Consider the following 21,753-nt stretch of genomic DNA (forward strand, 5'->3'; position numbering starts at 1 on the left):
AAGTGACACCAGGTGCCACACGAAGGCCGGATGCCGGGTTGCGGAGCGGCGGTCAGGATGCCTCCAGCACGCTGCCCAGGATGCCTGCGGCCTCGGCGAAGCGCGACGGATCGGCGCTCGCGTAGTTGAGTCGCAGGTACGGGCCAGACGGCTCCGCAGGGAACCACTCCGAGCCCGGCGCGACGATCAGCCCTCTCAGTTCGCAGTCCCGGACCACCTGCACGACGTCGGCCCCCTCGGGGAGGCGCACCCACAGGTTCAGGCCACCGACCGGCATGGTCTCGAGCGTCGTGAGCGGGGCGCTCCGCGCCAGGCACGACACCATGAGGTCGCGGCGAGATCGCAGCTGCTCGCGGAATCCGCGCAGATGCGTTCGCCACCCTGGTTGGGTCACCACGTCGAGCGCAGCCGCCTGCAGCAGGCCGCTCACGTACATCGACTCCGCGGCGCGATCGGCGAGGATCCGCTCACGGGCCGGACCCCTGGCGATCACCGCGGCGACCCGCAGCGCCGGCGACACGCTCTTGGTCAGCGAGCGCAGATACACCACGTGCCCGTCGTCGTCGACGGCGGCGATCGGATGCGGTTCTCCGTCGATCCCGAGATCGTGCGCCCAGTCGTCCTCGATCAGGAAGGCGCCGTGGCGGCGCACGGTCTCGAGTACGGCGTGCGAGGTGGATGCGGGCCACTGCGCCCCAGTCGGGTTCGCGAAGGTCGGCTGCGCGTAGAACGCGCGGGCTCCGGTCTGCGCGAAGGCGCGCTCGACATCGTCGGGGTCGGGCCCTCGCGGGCCCGAGGGGATCGGCACGAGCACGACCCCCGCTTGCTCCGCGGCCAGCATCGCGCCCCAGTAGGTCGGCGACTCGATGAGCAGCGGACGCCCCTGCCCGACGACGGCGCGGAAGATCGAGCTCAGCCCGCTCTGACTTCCGGAGATGATCAGGGCGTCCCTCGCGCTCGCGGGAACCACGCCGGCAGGGGATGACGCCCCGAGCTCGGCGGCGAACCAGGCCTGCAGCTCCGGCATCCCCGCCGCCGGCGCCCTGGTCAACGCGATCTCCGTGCGGGCGGCGCGAGCGAGCGCCTGCCGCACGAGCCGCTCGGGCAGCAACTCGACGGCGGGATAGCCGGAGTGCAGTCCGATGGCGTCGGGCGCCACGGTGCGCTGAGTCGAGGAGAGCACCGAGGTGCGGGTCGGCGGCGCCCCCAGCGCCCCGGTCTGCCATCCGTAGTCGACGGGGCCGGCCACGCGCACGGCGCGGACGAACGTGCCGACTCCGGGGCGGGACTCGATGAGGCCCAAGGCGACGAGTCGGCGCATGGCCTTCTGCACGGTGACCGGACTCGCACCGTACTCGGCGGTCAGCGCGCGATTCGAGGGCACGCGGGCTCCGGCAGGAGCGGATGCGATCCACCCGCGCAGTCCCGCGATGATCCGCTCAGTGCTATCCTGACTCATGAAAGAACAGAGTAGCGTTATCCTCGAAGGATCGAAAGCGCTATCCCCTCGTGCGGGGCTCTGGTGGGGCCTGCTGGGCATCGTCGCATTCTCGTTCACGGTTCCGTTCACCCGTATCGCGGTCAGCGGACTCTCGCCTCTCTTCATCGGCGCCGGGCGCGCGGTCATCGCCGCGGCACTCGCGACAATCGCCCTCACGGCGACCCGCCAGCATCCGCCCTCCCGCGCGCAGTGGGTCCGCCTGGCGGTCGTCGCCGCCGGTGTCGTCGCCGGCTTCCCCCTGCTCACCTCCTTCGCACTGACCACGGCGCCCGCCGGGCACAGCGCGGTCGTGATCGGGCTGCTCCCCGCAGCGACCGCCGTCGAGGTCGTCCTGCGCACGAGGGAGAGGCCCGCGGCATCGTTCTGGGTGTTCGCCGGTCTCGGAGCCGCCGCGGCGATCATGTTCGCGGCGCTGCAGAACGGCGGCCTCGCCACGCTGCACTGGTCAGATCTGCTGCTGTTCTGCGCCGTGCTCGCCGCAGCCGTCGGCTATGCCGAGGGAGGACTGCTCGCACGCGAGCTCGGAGCATGGCAGACCGTCTCGTGGGCACTTGTCGTCGCGGCCCCCGTCATGCTCGCGCTGACCCTGGTGTCGGTGTCGATCGAGCCGCCCACGGCGTCGCCCGTCGAGTGGCTGGCCTTCGGTTACCTCGCCGTGGTCAGCATGTTCCTCGGCTTCTTCGCCTGGTATCGAGGACTCGCCATCGGCCCGATGGCCCAGGTCAGTCAGGTCCAGCTCGTGCAGCCGGTGATCACGATCCTCTGGGCCGGCCTCCTGCTGCACGAGCAGATCGGGGTCCCGACCGTTCTCGGCGGCCTCGCCGTGATCGCCTGCGCGACCCTCGCCGTACGCACTCGCCTGACCCGCACGATCACCGCCCCGAAGACCACGACCCCCATCCGCACCCCCGAGGAGCCCTGATGCGACACACGCCCCGTTACCTGATGACCGACGCCGACGAGGTCAAGCGCCTCATCCGGCAGAACCCCTGGGCGACGTTCGTGTCCCCCGCGAACACGGGGCTCGTCGCCTCGCACTATCCGGTGTTGCTCGAGGAGGACGACGACGGCATCGTCATCGTGAGCCACTTCGGCAGGCCCGACGAGCAGCTGCACGAACTCGGCGCTCATGAGGTCCTCGTGATCATCCAGGGCCCGCACGACTACGTCTCGCCGTCGCTGTACGCGCCCGGCGATCTCGTGCCGACCTGGAACCACGTCACGGCTCACCTGTACGGTACCCCCGAGATACTCGACGAGCAGGAGAACTACGCCATGCTCTCGCGACTCACCGACCACTTCGAAGCGCATCAGGAGCACGGTCGCAGCCTCGCAGAAGACGAGGAGGGCACCCGTCGCGCCGCGAAGGGGACGGTCGGCCTGCGCATCCGCATCGCCCGCTTCGACGCCAGAGCGAAGCTCAGCCAGAACAAGACGCCCGAGGTGCGCGAGGCGATCACGCACCGGTTCGCGCAGACCAACGCGCCGCTGGCCGAGGAGATGCGCCGTGTGGAGGGATGAGGCGCGCCCCCACCGCCACGCTAAAGGAGGCCTCTTCGAGGGTGTACGTTCTGGCCATGGTGAAGAAGGAGACGTTCAGGCCCGGCGACGAAGTCCAGACCACCCGCACCCGCGGGGTGATCATCGACATCGCCGCCACGCCCTCGGGGCAGTTCATCTTCGGTGTCGAGGACGCGGACGGCGAGGTGACCTACTTCACGCCGAAGGCACTGCGGCATGTGTGAACCATAGGCCGGACGCAGCGGCCTCGCGATCGGATCCGCACCGGTCCGGTGCGGATCCGTACGAGAACGCCTCCTCGGTCCGCGTCCGTGAGCATCGCGCATGTGTCGCGGTCCCCGCCGTAGGGGAACCGTGAGGATCACCATCGGACGGTGATGACCGGAGTTTGATCGACTCCGTGCTCGACATCATCTACATCGCGCTGACTCTCGCGCTCTTCGCCCTGGTCTCCTTCGTGGCCAAGGGGGTGGAACGGCTTTGATGGTCTTCGAGATCGCCGCCGCAGCTCTCGCCGTGGCGGCCGTCGTCTACCTCGTCGTCGCCCTCGTCGCCCCGGAGAAGTTCTGATGGGCGCCGAGATCTGGTTCGGCGTCCTGCAGGCGGTCTCCGTGATCGTCGTCCTCGTGCTCGTGTACCGACCGCTCGGCGACTACATGGCGCACGTGTTCAGCACGCCCAAGGACCTGCGCGCCGAACGCGCCCTCTACCGCGTCATCGGGGTCGACCCCGCATCCGAGCAGACTTCACGCGCCTACGCCCGCAGCATCCTCGCGTTCTCGGTCGTCGGGCTCCTGCTCGTCTACGGCCTGCAGCGCCTGCAGGCTTTCCTGCCCGAGTCGCTCGGCCTGCCCGCGGTCCCGGAGGGCCTGGCGTTCAACACCGCCGCCTCGTTCGTGGCGAACACGAACTGGCAGTCGTACTCGCCCGAGCAGACCATGGGCTACACCGTGCAGCTCGCCGGCCTCACCGTGCAGAACTTCGTCTCCGCAGCGGTCGGTCTCGCCGTGGCCGTCGCCCTCATCCGCGGCTTCGCGCGCCGCGGGTCGACGACGCTCGGCAACTTCTGGGTCGACCTGATCCGCGGGCTCGGCCGCATCCTGCTGCCGATCGCCGCACTCAGCGCTATCGCCCTGATCGCCGGCGGCGTCATTCAGAACTTCGCCGGCTTCACCGACATCACCACCGTGGCTGGCGGCACCCAGTCGATCCCGGGCGGCCCCGTCGCCTCGCAGGAGGCGATCAAGCTCCTCGGAACGAACGGCGGCGGCTTCTTCAACGCGAACTCCGCGCACCCGTTCGAGAACCCGACCGGATGGACGAATCTGCTGCAGATCCTGCTCATCCTCGCCATCCCGTTCGCCCTTCCCCGCACCTTCGGCCGGCTCGTCGGCGACGATCGCCAGGGCTACGCGATCGTCGCCGTCATGGGCACGATCTTCCTCGTCTCGCTCTTCGCTCTCTCGGCACTGGAGCTGGCCGGCCAGGGCACGGCGCCACAGCTCGCGGGCGGCGCCATGGAGGGCAAGGAGCAGCGGTTCGGCATCCTCGGATCCACCTTGTTCGCAACCTCGAGCACCCTCACGTCGACCGGCGCCGTCAATTCGATGCACGACTCGTACACGGCTCTCGGCGGCATGATGCCGATGCTCAACATGATGCTGGGCGAGGTCGCACCAGGCGGGGTCGGCTCCGGATTGTACGGAATGCTCGTGCTCGCCATCATCGCCGTGTTCGTCGGCGGGCTGCTCGTCGGCCGCACCCCGGAGTACCTCGGCAAGCGGATCGGCCCCAGGGAGATCAAGCTCGCCAGCCTGTACATCCTGGTCACCCCGATCCTGGTGCTGACCGGCACGGCGCTGAGCTTCGCGATCCCCGGCGTACGCGAGGACGTGGAGTCGACCAGCATCCTGAACCCCGGTGTGCACGGCATGAGCGAGGTGCTCTACGCCTTCACTTCGGCCGCGAACAACAACGGCTCGGCGTTCGCCGGACTCACCGCGAACACCCCATGGTTCAACACGGCACTGGGCATCGCGATGCTGCTCGGCCGGTTCCTGCCGATCGTGCTCGTGCTGGCTCTGGCCGGTTCGTTCGCCGCGCAGCAGCACGTACCGCAGACCTCGGGCACCCTGCCCACCCACCGTCCGCAGTTCGTCGGCCTCCTCATCGCCGTGACGGTCGTCGTCACCGCGCTCACCTACTTCCCGGTGCTCACCCTGGGCCCGCTCGCCGAAGGACTCTTCTGACATGACCATCACGACCACTCGCACTTCTGACCCCTCGGTCCCCGAGCCCGTCGAAGGGTCCTCGTTGTCTCCGTCGCCGCGTTCCTTCGGCTGGTCGCAGCTCGTGGGGGCGATGCCGGGCGCTCTGCGCAAGCTGAACCCCGCGACCCTCGTCCGCAATCCCGTGATGCTGCTCGTCTGGGTCGGCGCGGCGTTCACGACCGCGCTGGCGATCGCCGAGCCGTTCCTCGGCGGCCCCGCCGAGTCCGGCGGCACGGCTGTCCCGCCGATCTTCACGTGGGGCATCGCCATCTGGCTGTGGTTCACCGTGCTTTTCGCGAACGTCGCGGAATCGATCGCGGAGGGACGCGGCAAGGCACAGGCCGCCAGCCTGCGCAAGACCCGCACGAGCACGATGGCCCGCAAGGTGGTCGGCTACGACCAGACGGCGGATGCCGCGGCCGAGCGCGCCGAGACCGTCGACGTGTCGTCTGCCGGGCTGCAGCGCGACGACGTCGTCATCGTCACGGCCGGAGAGCTCATCCCCGGCGACGGAGACATCGTCGCCGGCATCGCGACCGTGGACGAGTCGGCCATCACCGGTGAGAGCGCCCCCGTCATCCGCGAATCGGGGGGCGACCGCAGCGCCGTCACCGGCGGCACGCGCGTGCTCTCGGACCGCATCGTGGTGCGCATCACGTCGAAGCCGGGCGAGACCTTCGTCGACCGCATGATCGCGCTCGTCGAGGGCGCCAGCCGCCAGCGCACGCCTAACGAGATCGCCCTGAACATCCTGCTCGCGAGCCTGTCGATCGTGTTCGTCGTGGTCGTGCTGGCACTCAACCCGATCGCCTCGTACGCGGCGTCGCCCGTCAGCATCCCGGTGCTGATCGCCCTGTTGGTCTGCCTCATCCCGACCACGATCGGCGCCCTGCTCTCGGCGATCGGCATCGCGGGCATGGACCGCCTGGTGCAGCGAAACGTGCTGGCGATGTCGGGGCGCGCGGTCGAGGCCGCCGGAGATGTCACGACCCTGCTGCTCGACAAGACCGGCACCATCACCTACGGCAACCGCCGTGCGCACGAAGTGCTGCCTCTGCCGGGTGTCGACGGCGACGAGCTGCTGCGCATCGCGGCGCTCTCCTCTCTCGCCGACCCCACACCCGAGGGCGCATCGATCGTCGAGCTGGCGGCTGTGGCCGGCATCCGCGTCGCGGAACCGGCGGATGCCGTGGTCGTGCCGTTCACGGCGCAGACGCGCATGTCGGGGCTCGACCTCGCCGACGGCTCGCAGATCCGCAAGGGAGCGGGCTCCGCCGTGAGCGCGTGGCTCGCGCTCGGACCCTCGGATGCCGAACTCACCACCCGCACGGACGCGGTCGCCCGCAGCGGCGGCACGCCCCTCGTGGTCGCGGTCAAGGACGTCGCCGGCGCCGGCGCCGGCCGCATCCTCGGCGTCGTGCATCTGAAGGACATCGTGAAGGACGGACTCCGCGAGCGCTTCGACGAACTGCGCAGCATGGGAATCCGCACGGTCATGATCACTGGAGACAACCCGCTCACCGCGGCGGCCATCGCGGAGGAGGCGGGCGTCGACGACTTCCTCGCCGAGGCCACGCCCGAGGACAAGCTCGAACTCATCCGCAAGGAGCAGGAGGGCGGACGCCTCGTCGCCATGACCGGCGACGGCACCAACGATGCTCCCGCGCTCGCACAGGCGGACGTCGGCGTCGCGATGAACACGGGCACCTCGGCTGCGAAGGAGGCCGGCAACATGGTCGACCTCGACTCGGATCCGACCAAGCTCATCGACATCGTGCGCATCGGCAAGCAGCTGCTCATCACTCGAGGAGCGCTCACGACCTTCTCGCTCGCGAACGACATCGCGAAGTACTTCGCCATCATTCCGGCGATGTTCATGGGCGTCTTCCCCGGACTCGCGGTCCTCAACGTCATGCAGCTGCACTCGCCGGCCTCGGCCGTGACCAGCGCGATCGTGTTCAACGCCATCGTGATCGTGTTCCTCATCCCGCTCGCCCTCCGCGGCGTGACGTACCGACCGGCGAGCGCGTCGCAGATACTGCAGCGCAACCTGCTGATCTACGGTCTCGGCGGAGTGATCGCGCCGTTCATCGGCATCAAGATCATCGATCTCGTCGTCACCCTCATCCCGGGCTTCTGACGCTTCGACGAGCTCAGCGACCCAGAAAGAAGAATCACGATGTCCTCCACCCGCACCACACTTCGCACCACGGGTGTCGCGATCCGCGCGATGCTCGTGCTCACGCTCGTCCTGGGGGTCGGCTACACGCTGCTCGTCACCGGTATCGGCCAGCTGCTGCTGCCGTGGCAGGCGAACGGATCGCCTCTGGCCGACGAGAAGGGAAGCTCTCTTATCGGGCAGTCGTTCACGGATGCCGACGGGCACGCGTTGCCGCAGTACTTCCAGTCCCGCCCGTCGGCGGCCGGAGACGGCTACGACGGTACGAGCTCGGGCGGCAGCAATCTGGGACCCGAGAACCCTGACCTCACCACCGCGATCCAGGAGCGCACGGCGGCCATCGCCGAGCGAGAGGGCGTCGACCCCTCGCAGGTGCCTGCCGATGCCGTGACGGCATCCGCCTCCGGCCTCGACCCGCACATCAGCGTCGCCTACGCGCTGCTGCAGGTGCCGCGCGTCGCCGAGGCCCGAGGCCTGTCGGAGCAGGAGGTGCGCGACCTGGTGGAGTCTAGGATTCAAGGGCGGGATCTGGGATTCCTCGGCGAGGAGCGCATCAACGTCGCCGAACTCAACCTCGCACTCGATGACCGGGAGGGCGAATGACCCCAGAGCGGACGGGCCAGGAGCAGACCCTCCGATCGGCTCAGGGACCCAGGCGCCGCGGGCGCCTGCGTGTGCTGCTCGGGGCGGCGCCGGGAGTCGGCAAGACCTTCGAGATGCTCGCAGAGGGCCGCCGACTGCTGCAGGAGGGCCGCGACGTCGTGATCGCCGTCGTCGAGACGCACGGCCGCGCCGCGACCCTGGCTCAGACGATCGGCGTTCCCGAGGTCCCTCGACGCCTCTCCGTGCACAGGGGCGTCGAGTTGAGCGAGCTCGACCCGGACGCCGTGCTCGAGCGATCGCCCGAGATCGCCCTCGTCGACGAGCTCGCCCACACCAACATCCCCGGCTCACGGCATCCGAAGCGCTGGCAGGACGTCGACGAGCTCCTCGAGGCGGGCATCGACGTCATCACGACCGTGAACGTGCAGCACATCGAGTCGCTGCACGCCGTCGTCGAGAAGATCACCGGCATCGCACAGCAGGAGACGCTGCCGGATGCCGTGGTCAGAGGCGCCGACGAGATCGAGGTGGTCGATCTCGCTCCGCAGTCGCTCAGAGACCGCCTCTCCGCGGGTCTCGTGTACCCGGCCGAGCGCATCGACGCGGCGCTGTCGAACTACTTCCGTCTGGGAAACCTCACCGCCCTCCGCGAGCTCGCCCTGCTCTGGCTCGCCGACGAGGTCGACAGCGCCCTGCGCACCTACCGGGCGGAACAGGGCATCGAAGGAACCTGGCAGGCGCGCGAGCGCGTGGTCGTCGCGCTCACCGGCGGTCCGGAGGGCGAGACGCTGCTGCGCCGCGGAGCCCGGATCGCCGCACGATCGGCGGGCGGCGAACTGCTCGCCGTGCACGTCAGCGCGCAGGACGGTCTGCGCGATGAGACACCGGGAGCCCTCGCGGCTCAGCGATCGCTCGTCGAATCGCTCGGCGGCAGTTTCCACCAGATCATCGGCGACGACATCCCGGGCACCCTGGTCGAGTTCGCGCAGGGGGCAGACGCCACCCAGCTCGTGATCGGAGTGAGCCGCCGCAGCCGCCTCACCGCCGCCCTCACCGGTCCCGGCATCGGCTCGGAGATCATCCGACGCTCCGGCGACATCGACGTGCACATCGTGACGCACGCGGCCGCAGGCGGACGCGTCGTCCTACCCCGCCTCAAGGGGGGCGCGCTCGGATGGCGGCGCGAAGTCCTCGGGTTCGCGACCGCGCTGATCTTCGGGCCGCTCCTGTCGTGGCTGATGTTCACATACCGCAGTCCGGAGTCCATCACCGCAGAGGTGCTCGCGTACCAGCTGCTCGTGGTCGTCGTGTCGCTGGTCGGCGGACTGCGCCCTGCCGTGTTCGCCGCGGTGCTCTCGGGCATCACGCTGGATTTCCTCTTCGTCGCTCCGCTGTTCACGATCACCGTGGCTCACCCGCTGCACGCCCTCGCGCTCGCACTCTACGTCGTCATCGCGATCCTCGTGAGCCTCATCGTCGACCAGGCGGCCCGCAGGGCCCGCACAGCGCAGAGAGCGGCGGCGGAGGCCGAGCTGCTGGCCGCGGTGGCCGGCAACGTTCTGCGAGGCGACAACGCCGTGCTGGCCCTGGTCAGTCGCACGCGCGAGGCGTTCAGCCTCAGCGGCGTCCGCCTGCTGTCGCCGGAAGGAGAGATGCTCGCGAGCGACGGCGAACCCGTCGCCGACGGGCGCGCCACCACTGTGCCGGTCGGCGTCTCGCTCACCGGCGCTCCCCGCGCCCTGCTCGAGCTGAACGGCGAACCTCTCGACGGCCCGGAACGCCGCCTGCTCGACGCGATCGTCGCGCAGCTCTCCGCCGCGCTGGAGCACACCGATCTGCGCGCGACGGCGCTGGAAGCCGAAGCGCTGGCCGAGACCGATCAGGTGCGCAGCGCCCTCCTCTCGGCTGTCAGCCACGACCTGCGTCGCCCTCTGGCCTCGGCCGTCGCGGCGATCGGCGGGCTGCGCGCCGCGCACGGGCTGTCGGCATCCGACCGCGACGAACTCCTCGCGACCGCCGACGAGAGCCTGGCCACCCTGTCGACCCTGGTCACGGATCTGCTCGACGTCAGTCGCGTGCAGGCCGGCGTGCTCGCGGTGTCGGCCGTGCGGATGGATGCCGCGGGCACGATCCTCGCAGCCGTCGACGAGCTGGGTCTCGGCCCGGCGGACGTCGATCTCGTGTTCGATCCCGATCTGCCCTCCGTCCACGCCGACCCGGTCCTGCTGCAGCGGGTGATCGTGAACGTGCTGGCCAACGCCCACCGGCACGCGCCTGAAGGATCGCGCGTGATCATCTCGACGAGCGCGCTCGGCGACCACGCGGAGATCAGGATCATCGACCGAGGCGAAGGCGTTCCTGTGGAGCGGCACGACGAGATGTTCCAGCCCTTCCAGCGGTACGGCGACACCGACAACACGACCGGTCTGGGACTGGGGCTGGCTCTGTCGCGCGGGTTCACCGTCGGCATGGGCGGTAGCCTGACACCCGAGGACACGCCTGGCGGCGGACTCACGATGGTCATATCCCTGCCCCTTGCCACAGGGTCCACCGAGCCGGAGGCGGAATGAAGCTCCTGATCGCCGACGACGATCCTCAGATGGTGCGCGCCCTGCGCATCACCCTGTCGGCGCACGGCTACGACGTCGTGGTCGCGCCGGATGGCGCGGCGGCCATCGCGACAGCCGCGCAGACCCATCCCGACATCATCATGCTCGACCTCGGAATGCCCCGACTCGACGGCATCGAGGTGATCCAGGCCCTGCGCGGATGGACCACCGTGCCGATCATCGTGGTCTCCGGTCGCACGGGGTCGGCAGACAAGGTCGAAGCGCTGGATGCCGGCGCCGACGACTTCGTCACGAAGCCCTTCCAGGTCGACGAGCTGCTCGCACGCCTTCGCGCCCTGTCGCGTCGTTCCGTGCCGGCGGGAGGAGAGTCGACCGTCGCCTTCGGCGACGTGCTCGTCGATCTGGCCGCGAAGACCGTGACGCGCGGCGGATCCCGGGTTCATCTGACTCCGACGGAGTGGCGCATGCTCGAGCATCTCTCACGGCATCCCGGCGCCCTGGTCACCCGACAGGACCTGCTGAAGGAGATCTGGGGCAGCGAGCAGGTGTCGGACTCGGGTTACCTGCGGCTGTACATGTCGCAGCTGCGGAAGAAGCTCGAACAGTCGCCGAGCGAACCGGTTCACCTGCTCACCGAGTCGGGGATGGGCTACCGGCTCGTCCTCTGAGCCGTTCCGCCCTCCTCGCGATAGGTCAACCACGCGAGAGCAGGAGGGAATCCGCCGAATCGTCCTCACCTGGCGCGGTTGACCTGTTCTCGTGCTGAGAGGGAGCGGGGCGGAGGCCGCGAGCGGATGCCTCGGCTACGCCATCGCAGCGTCGATGAGCACCTCGGCGGCGCTGCGCGCCTGCACCGCGACCTGCGGGTCGGCGGAGATGGCTGCTGTGCTCTGCGCTCCCTCCGCGAGGATCGAGAGTTGCGCGGCGAGCGACGTCGGCGCTCCGATCTCGGCGACGAGGCCCGCCATGTACTTCTGGAAAGACGCCTTGTGCTCGCGCACGATCGCCGCGACCTCGGGGTTCGTGCCGCCGAGCTCGCCGAACGCGTTGATGAAGGCGCAGCCGCGGAAGTCGCCGGCGCAGAACCAGTCCTCGAGGTAGCGGTACACGGCCAGCAGCCGGTCGCGGGGATCGGCTCCGGCATCCGCCACCGCTGCCGACAGTGCAGACTCCCACTGCTGGTGCCTGCGCTGCAGCACGGCAGCCACGATGTCGTTCTTCGCGGGGAACAGGGCGTACAGCCTGCGCAGCGACACGCCGGCGGCCGTCCGCAGCTCATCCATGCCCACGGCCGCGAAACCCTTGCGGTAGTAGAGCTCCTCGGCGGCGGCGAGCACCCGCTCCCGTGCATCTTCCTCGGTCATGTCATCAGTGTACTTGACATGAGAACGATCGTTCTCTAGATTGGGATTCATCGCAGCGAGAACGATCGTTCTCGCCGAATCGAGAGGATCGGTATCATGGGTTACATCACCGTCGGAAACGAGAACAGCACCGCCATCGAGCTGTACTACGAAGACCAGGGCGCCGGCCAGCCCGTCGTGCTGATCCACGGCTACCCGCTCAACGGCCACAGCTGGGAGCGCCAGACCCGCGAGCTGCTCGCCCAGGGTTATCGCGTCATCACGTACGACCGCCGCGGGTTCGGCCAGTCCTCGAAGGTGAACGGCGGATACGACTACGACACCTTCGCCGCCGACCTGAACACGGTGCTCGAGACGCTCGACCTGCGCGACGTCGTGCTCGTCGGATTCTCGATGGGCACGGGCGAGCTCGCCCGCTACGTCGCCCGCTACGGCCACGACCGGGTCGCGAAGCTCGCCTTCCTCGCGTCGCTCGAGCCGTTCCTCGTACAGCGCGACGACAACCCCGAGGGGGTTCCCCAGGAGGTCTTCGACGGCATCGAAGCAGCCGCGAAGGGCGATCGCTATGCCTGGTTCACGCAGTTCTACAAGGACTTCTACAACCTCGACGAGAACCTCGGAACGCGCATCAGCCCGGAGGTCGTCGCCGCGAACTGGAACCTCTCGGTCACCAGCGCGCCGGTCGCCGCCTACGCCGTCGTCCCCTCCTGGATCGAAGACTTCCGCGGCGACGTCGAGGCCGTGCGCGCCGCCGGCAAGCCGACCCTCATCCTGCACGGCACGAAGGACAACATCCTGCCGATCGACGCGACCGCCCGCCGGTTCCACCAGGCGGTTCCGGAGGCCGAGTACGTCGAGGTCGAGGGCGCGCCGCACGGTCTCCTCTGGACGCACGCCGACGAGGTCAACGCCGCGCTGACGGGGTTCCTCGCACGCTGACACGCTGACATCCCGTCGCGAGAACAGGTCAACCGCGCGAGATCAGGATGAATCTGCGGATTCCGTCCTGATCTCGTGCGGTTGACCTGTTTTCAGGTCGGGAGGCGCGGGGCCGGAGGCGTCAACAGCTGCGACGCGAGCGAGCGCGCCCGTCGAGATCGCCGACGTTCAGCCGCGCATGGCGACGCCGCGGCGCCAGTACCCCATGAACGCGACCTGCGCGCGGTCGATGCCGAGATCCTTCACGAGGTGCCGACGCAGAGTCGTCACGACGCCGCTCTCCCCCGCGATCCAGAAGTACCGCTCCACCGACGCCGATGCGGGCGCGATCTCCTCGCCGAGTCCCGAGTAGTCGGGAGTCTCCCAGAGCAGATCCTCGCCCTCGAGATCGCGCACCTCGATCGCCGCATCGACGTCACCGAGGTAGGCGAGCACGGCCGGGATGAGTGCGGAGCCGTGCGGGGCACCGGCGAGGCGCGGCAGCCAGGTCACCTCGACTCCGGCGGGCGCCTCGATGTCGAGGACGTCGGATGCTGTCGGCACCTCGATGAACGCGGTGCCGCGCAGGTCGCGCGGAGCATCTTCGAGGATGCGAGCGATGGCCGGAGCCGCCGTCTCATCTCCCGCCAGCAGCACCGATCGGGCCGCGCCCGGTGCGTACTCGGCGCCTCCGTGCTCAGCGGCGGGGACTCCTCGGCGAGGTCCCACGATGAACACGGGCTGGCCGACCTGGGCGGTGCTCGCCCACAGCGACGCGGGTCCGGTGAGGCCCGGCTGCAGGTGCAGCACGAAGTCGACGACCAGTTCGGTGCCGGCATCCACCGTTCTGAGCTCGCGCACCGAGTAGGTGCGCATCGATCCGCGCTCCTCCTCGGGCACCGCGAGATACGAGCCCCACCAGTCGTCGGACTCCCGATCGATCGCGGGGATCGCGTAGGGCTCGGGCGGGAAGACGATCTTGATGCGGGCGTCGAAGACGTCGCCGACAGTGCCGAACTCGTCGAGGTCTTCTCCGCCGAAAGTGACGCGGACGAAGTTCGGCGACAGCCTCTCGACGGCCCGGACCTCGGTGAGCGCGAGCACGTAGGTCGGGCGGGCCTTGGTGGTGGTCTCAGCGGACATGGTGCCTCCCGATAGGTGTGACCAGCGGCTTTCCTGAGACCGGGTCTGTGGTGACGTGGTTGGCGAGGCCGAAGACCTCCTCGACCAGTTCTGCGGTGACGACGTCGCTCGGGGCGCCGGCGGCGTGCACCCGGCCGTTCTTCATCGCGACGATCTCGTCGGCATAGCGCGCGGCCAGGTTCAGATCGTGCAGCACCATCACGATCGTGGTGCCGCGGGCGACGCTGAGGTCGGTGAGAAGATCGAGGACCTCGACCTGGTGTGCGACGTCGAGGAACGTGGTCGGTTCGTCGAGCAGCAGGATGTCGGTCTCCTGCGCCAGGGCCATCGCGATCCAGACCCGCTGACGCTGCCCTCCCGAGAGCTCGTCGACGCTGCGATCGGCCAGATCCGTCGTGCCGGTCGCGGCGAGTGCGTCGGCGACCACCTCGTAGTCGTGCGCCGTCCAGCGCGAGAGCATCTTCTGGTGCGGATGCCGCCCCCGGCCCACCAGATCGGCGACCGCGATGCCCTCCGGGGCGACCGGCGACTGCGGCAGCAGGCCGAGCACGCGCGCGACCTCCTTGCTCGGACGCGCATGCACCGACTTGCCGTCGAGCACGATCTGACCGGCGGTCGGCGACAGCAGGCGAGCCAGCGACCTCAGCAGCGTCGACTTGCCGCATCCGTTCGCGCCCACGATCGTCGTGATGCGGCCGGGCGCGATCTTCAGGTCGAGCCCGTCGATGACCGTGCGGTCGCCGTAGGCGAGAGTGACGGCCTCGGCCGTCAGAGTATGCGCCTCGGTCACAGAGAGCCTCCCGAGCGATTGGTGCGGATGAGCAGGTAGATGAGATACGGGGCGCCGAGCACCCCGGTGATGACGCCGACCGGGTAGCGCTCACCGAACGCGAACTGGCCGATCAGGTCGCCCCCGAGCACGAGCACCGCGCCGACGAGGGCGCTCGGCAGCAGCAGGTTCGCGCCGGGGCCGGTGAGGCGGGCGGCGATGGGCCCCGCCATGAAGGCGACGAACGCGATCGGTCCGGTCGCGGCGGTCGCGAAGGCGAGCAGCGCGACGGCGCCCAGGATGAACAGGATGCGGGTGAGGTTCACCCTCACCCCGAGACCGGATGCCGAGTCGTCGCCGAGCTGCATGGCTCCGAGCCCTCGCCCCTGCAGCAGCATCACGGGCACGACGACCCCGGCCGCGATCGCGAGAGGGATCACCCGCTCCCATGACGCGTTGTTGAGGCTTCCGGTGAGCCACTGCATCGCCGTCTGGATGTCCCAGTTCGCGGCGCGGGAGAGCACGTAGGAGATCACGCTCTGCAGCATCGCCGCGATCCCGATGCCGATCAGGATCAGACGCGTGCCGGCGAAACCGTTCTTGCTCGAGAGGATGTAAATGAGGGCGGCCGTCACCAGCGCGCCGACCAGGGCGAGCGCAGAGACGACGGGGCCGTTCAGCGACAGCACGACGATGCCGATCACGGCCGCGGCGCCCGCGCCGTCGGATATCCCGATGATGTCAGGCGAGGCCAGCGGGTTGCGCAGCAGCGTCTGGAAGCAGACACCCGCGATGCCGAACGCGAGGCCTGCGAGCACGGCGAGCACGGCTCGCGGCAGTCGCAGCTCGCCGACGGTGAAGGAGGCCCCGGGAACGGTCTGGCCTGCGATCACGCGGAACACCTCGTCGGGTGCGTAGAAGGTGTTGCCGAACATGAGCGCACGGAGGAAGAGGATCACCAGCACGACGCCGAGCATGATCGAGGCGATCGCGTGACGGCGGTGCCGTGCCCTGCGACCGGCGATGATGGCCGCGACGCGGTCACGGTCACGGACGCCGCCGGTGCCCTGGGCCTCTCGACCCCTGGGTCCCTGAGTCGGGCCCACGCGCCCCGGAGGCTCCGGGTAGCGCGGAGCGATGCCTGGAGTGGTGCGCGGGGAGCGAAGGGTCACAGCTCACGCACCTTCTGCCGACGCACGATCCAGATGAAGAACGGAGCGCCGATCACCGCGGTCACGATGCCGACCTGGATCTCCTCGGAGGACGGCGCGATGGTCCGGCCCACGATGTCGCTCGCCAACAGCAGCGCGGCGCCTGCGAGAGCCGAGAAGGGCAGCAGCCAGCGGTGATCGGTTCCGATCAGCATCCGGCATACGTGCGGGATGACGAGTCCGACGAACCCGATCGGTCCGGCGACGGCGGTCGCGGCGCCCGCCAGGATGACCGCTCCGAGCGCGGAGACGAGACGGGTGCGGAACACATGCTCGCCGAGGCCGGCGGCCATGTCGTCGCCGAGGGCGAGGGAGTTCATGCCGCGAGCGCTCGCGAAGCAGATGAGCGCGCCGATCGCGAGAACCGGTGCGGTGACGGCGATGCGCGGCCATTCCGCGCCACCCACCCCGCCGACCTGCCACGACTGGAACGACTGCAGCAGATCGACTCGAGGCAGCATGATCGCGCTGATGAGAGAGGCGAAGGCGGCGGAGGTCGCCGCCCCCGCGAGCGCCAGCTTCAGCGGAGTCGCACCCCCGCGTCCGAGAGAGCCGACCGTGTAGACGAAGGTGGCGGCGAGCGCGGCGCCGCCGATGGCGAGCGCCATCTGCCCGTAGGCGTCGGTGAGGCCCAGGAAGGCGATGCCGGCGGCCACCGCGAGAGCGGCGCCGCTGGAGACACCGAGGATTCCGGGGTCGGCGATGGGGTTGCGGGTGACCGCCTGCATGGTCGCACCGGCGAGAGCGAGCGCCGAGCCGACGAGGATCGCGAGCACCGTGCGGGGGACGCGCTTGATGATCGCCGCCTGCGCGATCGTGTCGTCATGCCCGGAGAGCGCCGAGACGATGTCGGCGAGCGACACGGCGCGCACGCCGAAGGACACCGAGAGGATGCTCAGCAGGGCGATCAGGCCGACCCCTGCGAGAAGCCAGAGGGTGCGCACCGCGACCGGGCGCCGCAGACGTGCGACGCCCGGTGCGAATGCTGTCGCAGCGGTCACTGCCCGGTTCAGCCGGCGAGCGGAGCGGCCAGCGCAGCCAGGTAGTCGTCGAGGCCCCAGCCGATCGACAGCGGCGAAGGGTTGGCGGAGGCCGCGAGCGGGGTGGCTTCGCCCAGTGTCGCGATGCGGCCCTCGGCGATCGCGGGGATCTTCGACAGCAGCGGGTCGGCCTGCAGCACGGGGATGACCGACTCGTCGCCGTACACCACGAAGACGTCGACGTCGCTGAACTTGTCGGCCTCCTCCGAGCTCACCGCCTGGTAGAACTCGGTGCTGTCGGCGCTCTCCTCCACGATCGCGGGGAAAGGCAGGCCGAGGTTGTCGTGCAGGTAACCGGGACGGGTGTCGATCGCGTTGTAGAAGCCGATCTGGCTGAGGTCGGACGGGTCGATGTACGAGAACAGCAGCTTCTTGTCGGCCAGCACGCTGTGCGCGGCGAGCGCGGCATCCGCCTCTGCCTGCAGGTCGTCGATCAGCTTCTCACCCGACGTCGACAGGCCGATCGCCTTCGAGTTCATCGCGATCATGTCGTCGATCGACGTTCCCCACTTGACATCTGGATAGGCCACGACCGGTGCGATCTTGGACAGCGTGTCGTACTCCTCCTGCGAGAGGCCGGAGTAGGAGGCGAGGATCACGTCGGGCTTGGTGTCGGCGACGGCCTCGAAGTCGATTCCGTCGGTCTCATCGAACAGCACTGGAGTGTCACCGCCGAGTTCGTCGAGCTTGTCCTCGACCCAGGGCAGGATTCCGTCGCCGTCGTCGTCTCCCCAGGTGACCTTCGCCATGCCGACCGGCACGATCCCGAGAGCGAGCGGCACTTCCTGGTTGGACCAGGCGACGGTCGCGACCCGCTCGGGCTGCTTCTGGATCGTGGTCTCGCCGTAGACGTGCTCGATCGTGACGGGGAAGGTGCCGTCGGGCACGACGCCTGCGGTCTCGGAGGCCGATGCCGCACCGGCTGCATCGCTGTCGGCGGACGGGGTCGCGCAGGCGCTGAGGCTGAGGGCGAGAGCTGCGGCTGCGCCGAGCGCGAGGACACGGGAGATACGCACGAGCGTTCCCTTCGGGTTCTTGAGTCAGGGGGACGTGGCGCGACGCTGCACCGAGGCTTTGGTAAGCCTGGCCTAACCTAACACATCGCCTTAGGCGACCCTAACCCAGTTGCTCGACCCTCTGGAGATCGCGGGCGGATGGCGCCCGAGCCGACCGGGCGTTCGCACACGATTCGGATCGTGCGACATCCCTCCCGGAAACGCAGAACCGGCCGGACCCCGAAGGGTCCGGCCGGTCAGGAAGTCAGCGCGCGCTCAGAGAGCGCGGATGTTCGCCGCCTGCATGCCCTTGGGGCCACGCTCAGCGTCGAATTCGACCTTCTGGTTCTCGCGGAGCTCCTTGAAACCGGAGCCGGCGATTGCCGAGTAGTGGGCGAAGAGGTCGTCCGAGCCGTCATCAGGAGCGATGAAGCCGAAGCCCTTCTCCGCGTTGAACCATTTCACAGTGCCAGTGGCCATGTGTTTCTACTTTCTGTTGAAATGACCGCTTTCGCGATCTGCACCGTGTCGGAACTTTCGACACGCGTACTCGGTCACCGTACCACGGCTGGCTGACAACGAGAACATCGGTGTCCTCATCCGACGAGACGAACGCCGTCGTCGGCCCGAGGAGCACTCCGCTCGACAGCTGTTCGCTGCGCCGCGACGGCGGCTTCGGTGCGCGTGCTGACACCGAGTTTGCGCAGCACGGCGGAGACGTGCACGCTCACGGTCTTCACGCTGATGAACAGCCGCTCGCCGATCTGCCGATTGCTGAGGCCCTCGGCGATCAGATCCAGCACCTGGCGTTCGCGGGCGGTGAGCGCATCGGCATCCGACGATTCGTGCGCGCCGAGCCCGGCGGATGCCATGAACCCGCTGACTTCGCGACGGAGCTGCTCGTGACCGATGCGCTCCGCGTGCGCGGCAGCCTCTGCCAGCAGCCGACCCGCCGTCGCCCTGTCGCCCTCCCGCACCCGCAAACGGGCGAGTTCCAGGCGCAGGACCGAGCGGAACGTGACCGGTACGTCGTCGCCGTCGGCGACGGACAGCGCCGCTTCGAGCCGCTGCGCGGTCGGGTCGAGCAGTGCGAAGAGGATGCCCTCCCAAGCGTCGCCCTGAAGCTGCGGATGCTGGGCCCGCCATGCGGCGCGGATCGCCTCGACCGCCTGAGCGACCTCGACCCCCTGCGCGCGCAGCTGGGCGATGATCCATCCCGACTGCAGCAGCAGCCGGCGCTGGTGGAGCAGCCGCGGGCCTTCGTCGGCGAGCATCTGCACGATCGCTGCGAGCGCGCCCTCGAGATCGCCACTGCTCTCGGCCACCGCCACCGTCATCACGACGATGTCGTACCAGATCTGACGTTCGACGGTCCCCGTCTCACGGAATGCCGGCAGCGATTCCCGCAGGAGCTCGGCGGCCTCCTCGTGCCTCCCGCGCCACGACAGCAGCCGCACGCGCGTCATGGTCGTGTACATGCGGAACACCCGCAGCGTGTTCTGCGAGAGCTCGCGTGCGAGCATCTCCTCCACGCGCTCGATCTCGCCGAGTTCGAGCAGCGGGACCGCCATGTTCTGAGTCATCACCGACCCCGAGGTGCGCTCGACGCCGAAACGACGCGAGCGCGCCAGCCCGTCTTCCGCGAGCGCGACGGCCTCGCGGTAGCGGCCGAGCAGGGTCAGCAGGTCGGAGTAGTTGACGCGATACCGCAGATCGGCCGTCGACCCTCTGGCGAGTGCGCGCGCCTGCTCATACTCTCGGATGCCCTCGGCGAGGTCTCCCCGGTGCGCGCGAGAGGCCGCACGCACGTTGGCCGCGATGGACGACTCGTCGTCCGAACCGGCGCGAGCGGCGAAGGCACCTGCTTCGACGCCCAGCTCATAGGACCGATCGAGCTCGCCGGCGATCATGTATCGGCTTGCGAGGTTGTTGAGAACAGTGGCGCGCAGGCGGTCGTCGTCGACGCGTTCGTCGAGGATCGCCAGAGACTCGTGCAGCAGCGGGATGGCGCCTGGACGGCCGAGGTTCATCGTGTAGTAGGCCTTGTCGCGCAGCAGGCGGGCGTGCAGGCGCGGGTCGACGGTCGTCGGGTCGAGTTCGGACAGAGCGAGAGTCACCACGGCGAGCGCACGTTCGCCGTCGCCGGCGTTGCGCAGAATCGACCCCAGGACGAGCAGCAGATCGAGTCGGGCGATGCCGGCGGACTGCTCGGGATCGGACACCTGCGACCACACTCCGAGCGCAAGTTCGCCGAAGCGCGCGGCGCTGGCGAACGCGAAGCGCGCCTTCGCATGGAGCATCGCGTCGACCGCCGCGGACAGGGCCTTGCGGTCGTCCTGTGCGAGCTGCCAGTGATAGGCGAGGGCTGCCGCGTCGGCGGAGTCGCTGCCGTCGCATTGCGCTTCGAGGGTCTCGGCGTACGTGCGGTGCAGGCGAGAGCGCTCGCCTGGCAGCAGGTCGTCGTGAACCGCCTCTCGCAGCAGCGCGTGCCGGAACCGGTAGCCGTCGTCGATGACGACAAGGATGCCGCTGCGCGTAGCCTCACGCACGGCTTCGTCGAGCCGCTCATCCGCGAAGCCGACGAGCCGCTCGAGCAGCGGATGCGTGAGCGGACGCTCTGCGCCCGACGCGACCTGCACGACCCTTCGGGCGTCGTCGCCGAGTCGATCGAACCGGGCGAGCAGGAGATCGCGGAGCCCGTCGGGGATCGGAGCCGTGGAGCAGCAGGCGATCTCCTCGACGAAGAACGGCACCCCTTCGGCACGGTCGTAGATGCGCTCGAGCGCGCCCTGGCTGAGGGCGTGCCCGGTCACCTGCTCGGCGATCTCGCGCACGGCGTCGATGTCGAGCCGCTCGAGGGCCTCGCGCTCGAGCAGGCGCGCCCGAGTGGCCTCGCCGATGAAGCGGCTCACGGCGTCGCCGCGGCGCACATCGTCGGATCGAGAGGTCAGCAGCAGCATGATGCGCCCCCGGCCCAGTGCACGGAGCAGGAAAGACAGGATGGCCAGCGTGGACTCGTCGGCCCAGTGCAGGTCTTCGACCACGAGGACCTGCGGAGCACGCTCGGCGGCGCACTCGATCAGGCTCGCAATCGCGTCGCGCAGGCGCTCGGGACTGGTGCTCGCACGATCGGCCTGAGGGGCGAGATCGGGAAGCAGCATGGCCAGCGCATCGACACCCGAACCGACGGCGTCGCGGACTCTATCGTCGCCGAGGGTCTGCACGATCGAGCGCAGGATGCCGGTGAGGGGACCGTAGGGCGAACGAGCCGCGCCGAGGTCGAGGCACCAGCCGACATGGATGTCGGCGCGAGTCGCGATGTCGTCGGCGAACTCGCGCAGCAATCGGGACTTGCCGATGCCCGCCTCGCCCTCGATCAACAGCGCAGTGGGCGTTCCTTCGCTCGCACGCTCGAACAGCGCGTGCGCGCGAGCGAGGTCGGAGTCGCGACCGACCATCGGAGCGCTGGGCGCGAACGGAGGCATGCTCTCATCGTGCCACCCCGCGCCGACATCGGGGGTCTGCGGCGTGGTCGGTCCCGTGGCGACGGATGCTGCGGCTCGCGTCGACCGCGCGACAGCGGTCCCGCGAACGGCGTCGGTCGCGGGAACGATGTCGGTCGCGGGAACGATGTCGGTCGCGGGAACGACCCCGTTCGCGGGCAAGGCA

19 protein-coding genes are annotated in these 21,753 nt (G+C 69.3%); 10 read left to right on the forward strand and 9 right to left on the reverse strand.

What is annotated here, in order from left to right; translation table 11 throughout:
• Positions 1 to 52: 52 nt before the first annotated feature.
• Positions 53 to 1,459, reverse strand: coding sequence for a PLP-dependent aminotransferase family protein (locus ACI3KT_RS05610; RefSeq protein WP_404902981.1), 1,407 nt, complete (start codon positions 1,457 to 1,459; stop codon positions 53 to 55).
• Between ACI3KT_RS05610 and ACI3KT_RS05615 the strand changes: the two genes are divergently transcribed.
• From ACI3KT_RS05615 to ACI3KT_RS05655, 9 genes are all read left to right on the forward strand, one after another.
• Positions 1,458 to 2,423, forward strand: a complete 966-nt coding sequence (locus ACI3KT_RS05615) for a DMT family transporter (protein ID WP_404902983.1) — start codon at positions 1,458 to 1,460, stop codon at positions 2,421 to 2,423. The two genes, ACI3KT_RS05610 and ACI3KT_RS05615, sit on opposite strands and share 2 nt — an antisense overlap.
• Positions 2,423 to 3,022, forward strand: coding sequence for an FMN-binding negative transcriptional regulator (locus ACI3KT_RS05620; RefSeq protein WP_404902985.1), 600 nt, complete (start codon positions 2,423 to 2,425; stop codon positions 3,020 to 3,022). Before ACI3KT_RS05615 ends, ACI3KT_RS05620 begins: the two co-directional genes overlap by 1 nt.
• 56 nt (positions 3,023 to 3,078) lie before the next feature.
• The gene (locus tag ACI3KT_RS05625) at positions 3,079 to 3,246 is read left to right on the forward strand and encodes a hypothetical protein (RefSeq protein WP_292910673.1); all 168 of its coding nucleotides are present in this window, start codon (positions 3,079 to 3,081) and stop codon (positions 3,244 to 3,246) included.
• Between the two features lie 259 nt (positions 3,247 to 3,505).
• A complete protein-coding gene (locus ACI3KT_RS05630; protein ID WP_292910737.1) occupies positions 3,506 to 3,592 on the forward strand; it encodes a potassium-transporting ATPase subunit F in 87 nt (28 codons plus the stop codon).
• A complete protein-coding gene (gene kdpA / locus ACI3KT_RS05635; RefSeq protein ID WP_404902987.1) occupies positions 3,592 to 5,271 on the forward strand; it encodes a potassium-transporting ATPase subunit KdpA in 1,680 nt (559 codons plus the stop codon). The genes ACI3KT_RS05630 and kdpA overlap by 1 nt, the downstream gene beginning before the upstream one ends.
• 1 nt (position 5,272) lies before the next feature.
• The gene (gene kdpB, locus ACI3KT_RS05640) at positions 5,273 to 7,432 is read left to right on the forward strand and encodes a potassium-transporting ATPase subunit KdpB (protein WP_404902989.1); all 2,160 of its coding nucleotides are present in this window, start codon (positions 5,273 to 5,275) and stop codon (positions 7,430 to 7,432) included.
• A gap of 39 nt (positions 7,433 to 7,471) precedes the next feature.
• Complete coding sequence (kdpC, locus tag ACI3KT_RS05645; protein WP_404902991.1) at positions 7,472 to 8,074, forward strand: potassium-transporting ATPase subunit KdpC; 603 nt, start codon at positions 7,472 to 7,474, stop codon at positions 8,072 to 8,074.
• Positions 8,071 to 10,644, forward strand: coding sequence for an ATP-binding protein (locus ACI3KT_RS05650; protein ID WP_404902993.1), 2,574 nt, complete (start codon positions 8,071 to 8,073; stop codon positions 10,642 to 10,644). The genes kdpC and ACI3KT_RS05650 overlap by 4 nt, the downstream gene beginning before the upstream one ends.
• Entirely contained in the window at positions 10,641 to 11,312 is a 672-nt protein-coding gene (locus tag ACI3KT_RS05655; protein ID WP_292910665.1) for a response regulator, read from the forward strand. Before ACI3KT_RS05650 ends, ACI3KT_RS05655 begins: the two co-directional genes overlap by 4 nt.
• 135 nt (positions 11,313 to 11,447) lie before the next feature.
• Here ACI3KT_RS05655 and ACI3KT_RS05660 read toward each other — a convergent pair whose 3' ends face one another.
• The gene (locus tag ACI3KT_RS05660; RefSeq protein ID WP_404902995.1) at positions 11,448 to 12,008 is read right to left on the reverse strand and encodes a TetR/AcrR family transcriptional regulator; all 561 of its coding nucleotides are present in this window, start codon (positions 12,006 to 12,008) and stop codon (positions 11,448 to 11,450) included.
• A 96-nt stretch (positions 12,009 to 12,104) separates the two neighbouring features.
• Here ACI3KT_RS05660 and ACI3KT_RS05665 point away from each other — a divergent pair, with 96 nt between their 5' ends.
• Positions 12,105 to 12,947 carry an alpha/beta fold hydrolase gene (locus ACI3KT_RS05665; protein ID WP_404902996.1) on the forward strand — a complete coding sequence of 281 codons (843 nt, stop codon included), beginning with the start codon at positions 12,105 to 12,107 and terminating at the stop codon, positions 12,945 to 12,947.
• Between the two features lie 168 nt (positions 12,948 to 13,115).
• Here ACI3KT_RS05665 and ACI3KT_RS05670 read toward each other — a convergent pair whose 3' ends face one another.
• The 7 genes from ACI3KT_RS05670 to ACI3KT_RS05700 form a co-directional block, all read right to left on the reverse strand.
• On the reverse strand, positions 13,116 to 14,069 hold the full coding sequence (locus ACI3KT_RS05670) for a siderophore-interacting protein (protein ID WP_404902997.1): 954 nt from the start codon (positions 14,067 to 14,069) through the stop codon (positions 13,116 to 13,118).
• Positions 14,059 to 14,859 carry an ABC transporter ATP-binding protein gene (locus ACI3KT_RS05675; RefSeq protein WP_404902999.1) on the reverse strand — a complete coding sequence of 267 codons (801 nt, stop codon included), beginning with the start codon at positions 14,857 to 14,859 and terminating at the stop codon, positions 14,059 to 14,061. The genes ACI3KT_RS05670 and ACI3KT_RS05675 overlap by 11 nt, the downstream gene beginning before the upstream one ends.
• Positions 14,856 to 15,866 carry a FecCD family ABC transporter permease gene (locus ACI3KT_RS05680; protein WP_404903321.1) on the reverse strand — a complete coding sequence of 337 codons (1,011 nt, stop codon included), beginning with the start codon at positions 15,864 to 15,866 and terminating at the stop codon, positions 14,856 to 14,858. Before ACI3KT_RS05680 ends, ACI3KT_RS05675 begins: the two co-directional genes overlap by 4 nt.
• Positions 15,867 to 16,006: 140 nt before the next feature.
• On the reverse strand, positions 16,007 to 17,050 hold the full coding sequence (locus ACI3KT_RS05685) for a FecCD family ABC transporter permease (RefSeq protein WP_404903001.1): 1,044 nt from the start codon (positions 17,048 to 17,050) through the stop codon (positions 16,007 to 16,009).
• Between the two features lie 8 nt (positions 17,051 to 17,058).
• On the reverse strand, positions 17,059 to 18,105 hold the full coding sequence (locus tag ACI3KT_RS05690; RefSeq protein ID WP_292910653.1) for an ABC transporter substrate-binding protein: 1,047 nt from the start codon (positions 18,103 to 18,105) through the stop codon (positions 17,059 to 17,061).
• A gap of 255 nt (positions 18,106 to 18,360) precedes the next feature.
• Positions 18,361 to 18,564: a cold-shock protein gene (locus tag ACI3KT_RS05695; protein WP_017831237.1), complete on the reverse strand. Its 204-nt coding sequence runs from the start codon at positions 18,562 to 18,564 to the stop codon at positions 18,361 to 18,363.
• Positions 18,565 to 18,680: 116 nt separating this feature from the next.
• A complete protein-coding gene (locus ACI3KT_RS05700) occupies positions 18,681 to 21,749 on the reverse strand; it encodes an AAA family ATPase (protein ID WP_404903002.1) in 3,069 nt (1,022 codons plus the stop codon).
• Positions 21,750 to 21,753: the final 4 nt, after the last annotated feature.

It is taken from the genome of Microbacterium sp. ZW T6_19 (genome assembly GCF_044987465.1).
GTDB classification, from domain to species: Bacteria; Actinomycetota; Actinomycetes; order Actinomycetales; family Microbacteriaceae; genus Microbacterium; species Microbacterium natoriense_A.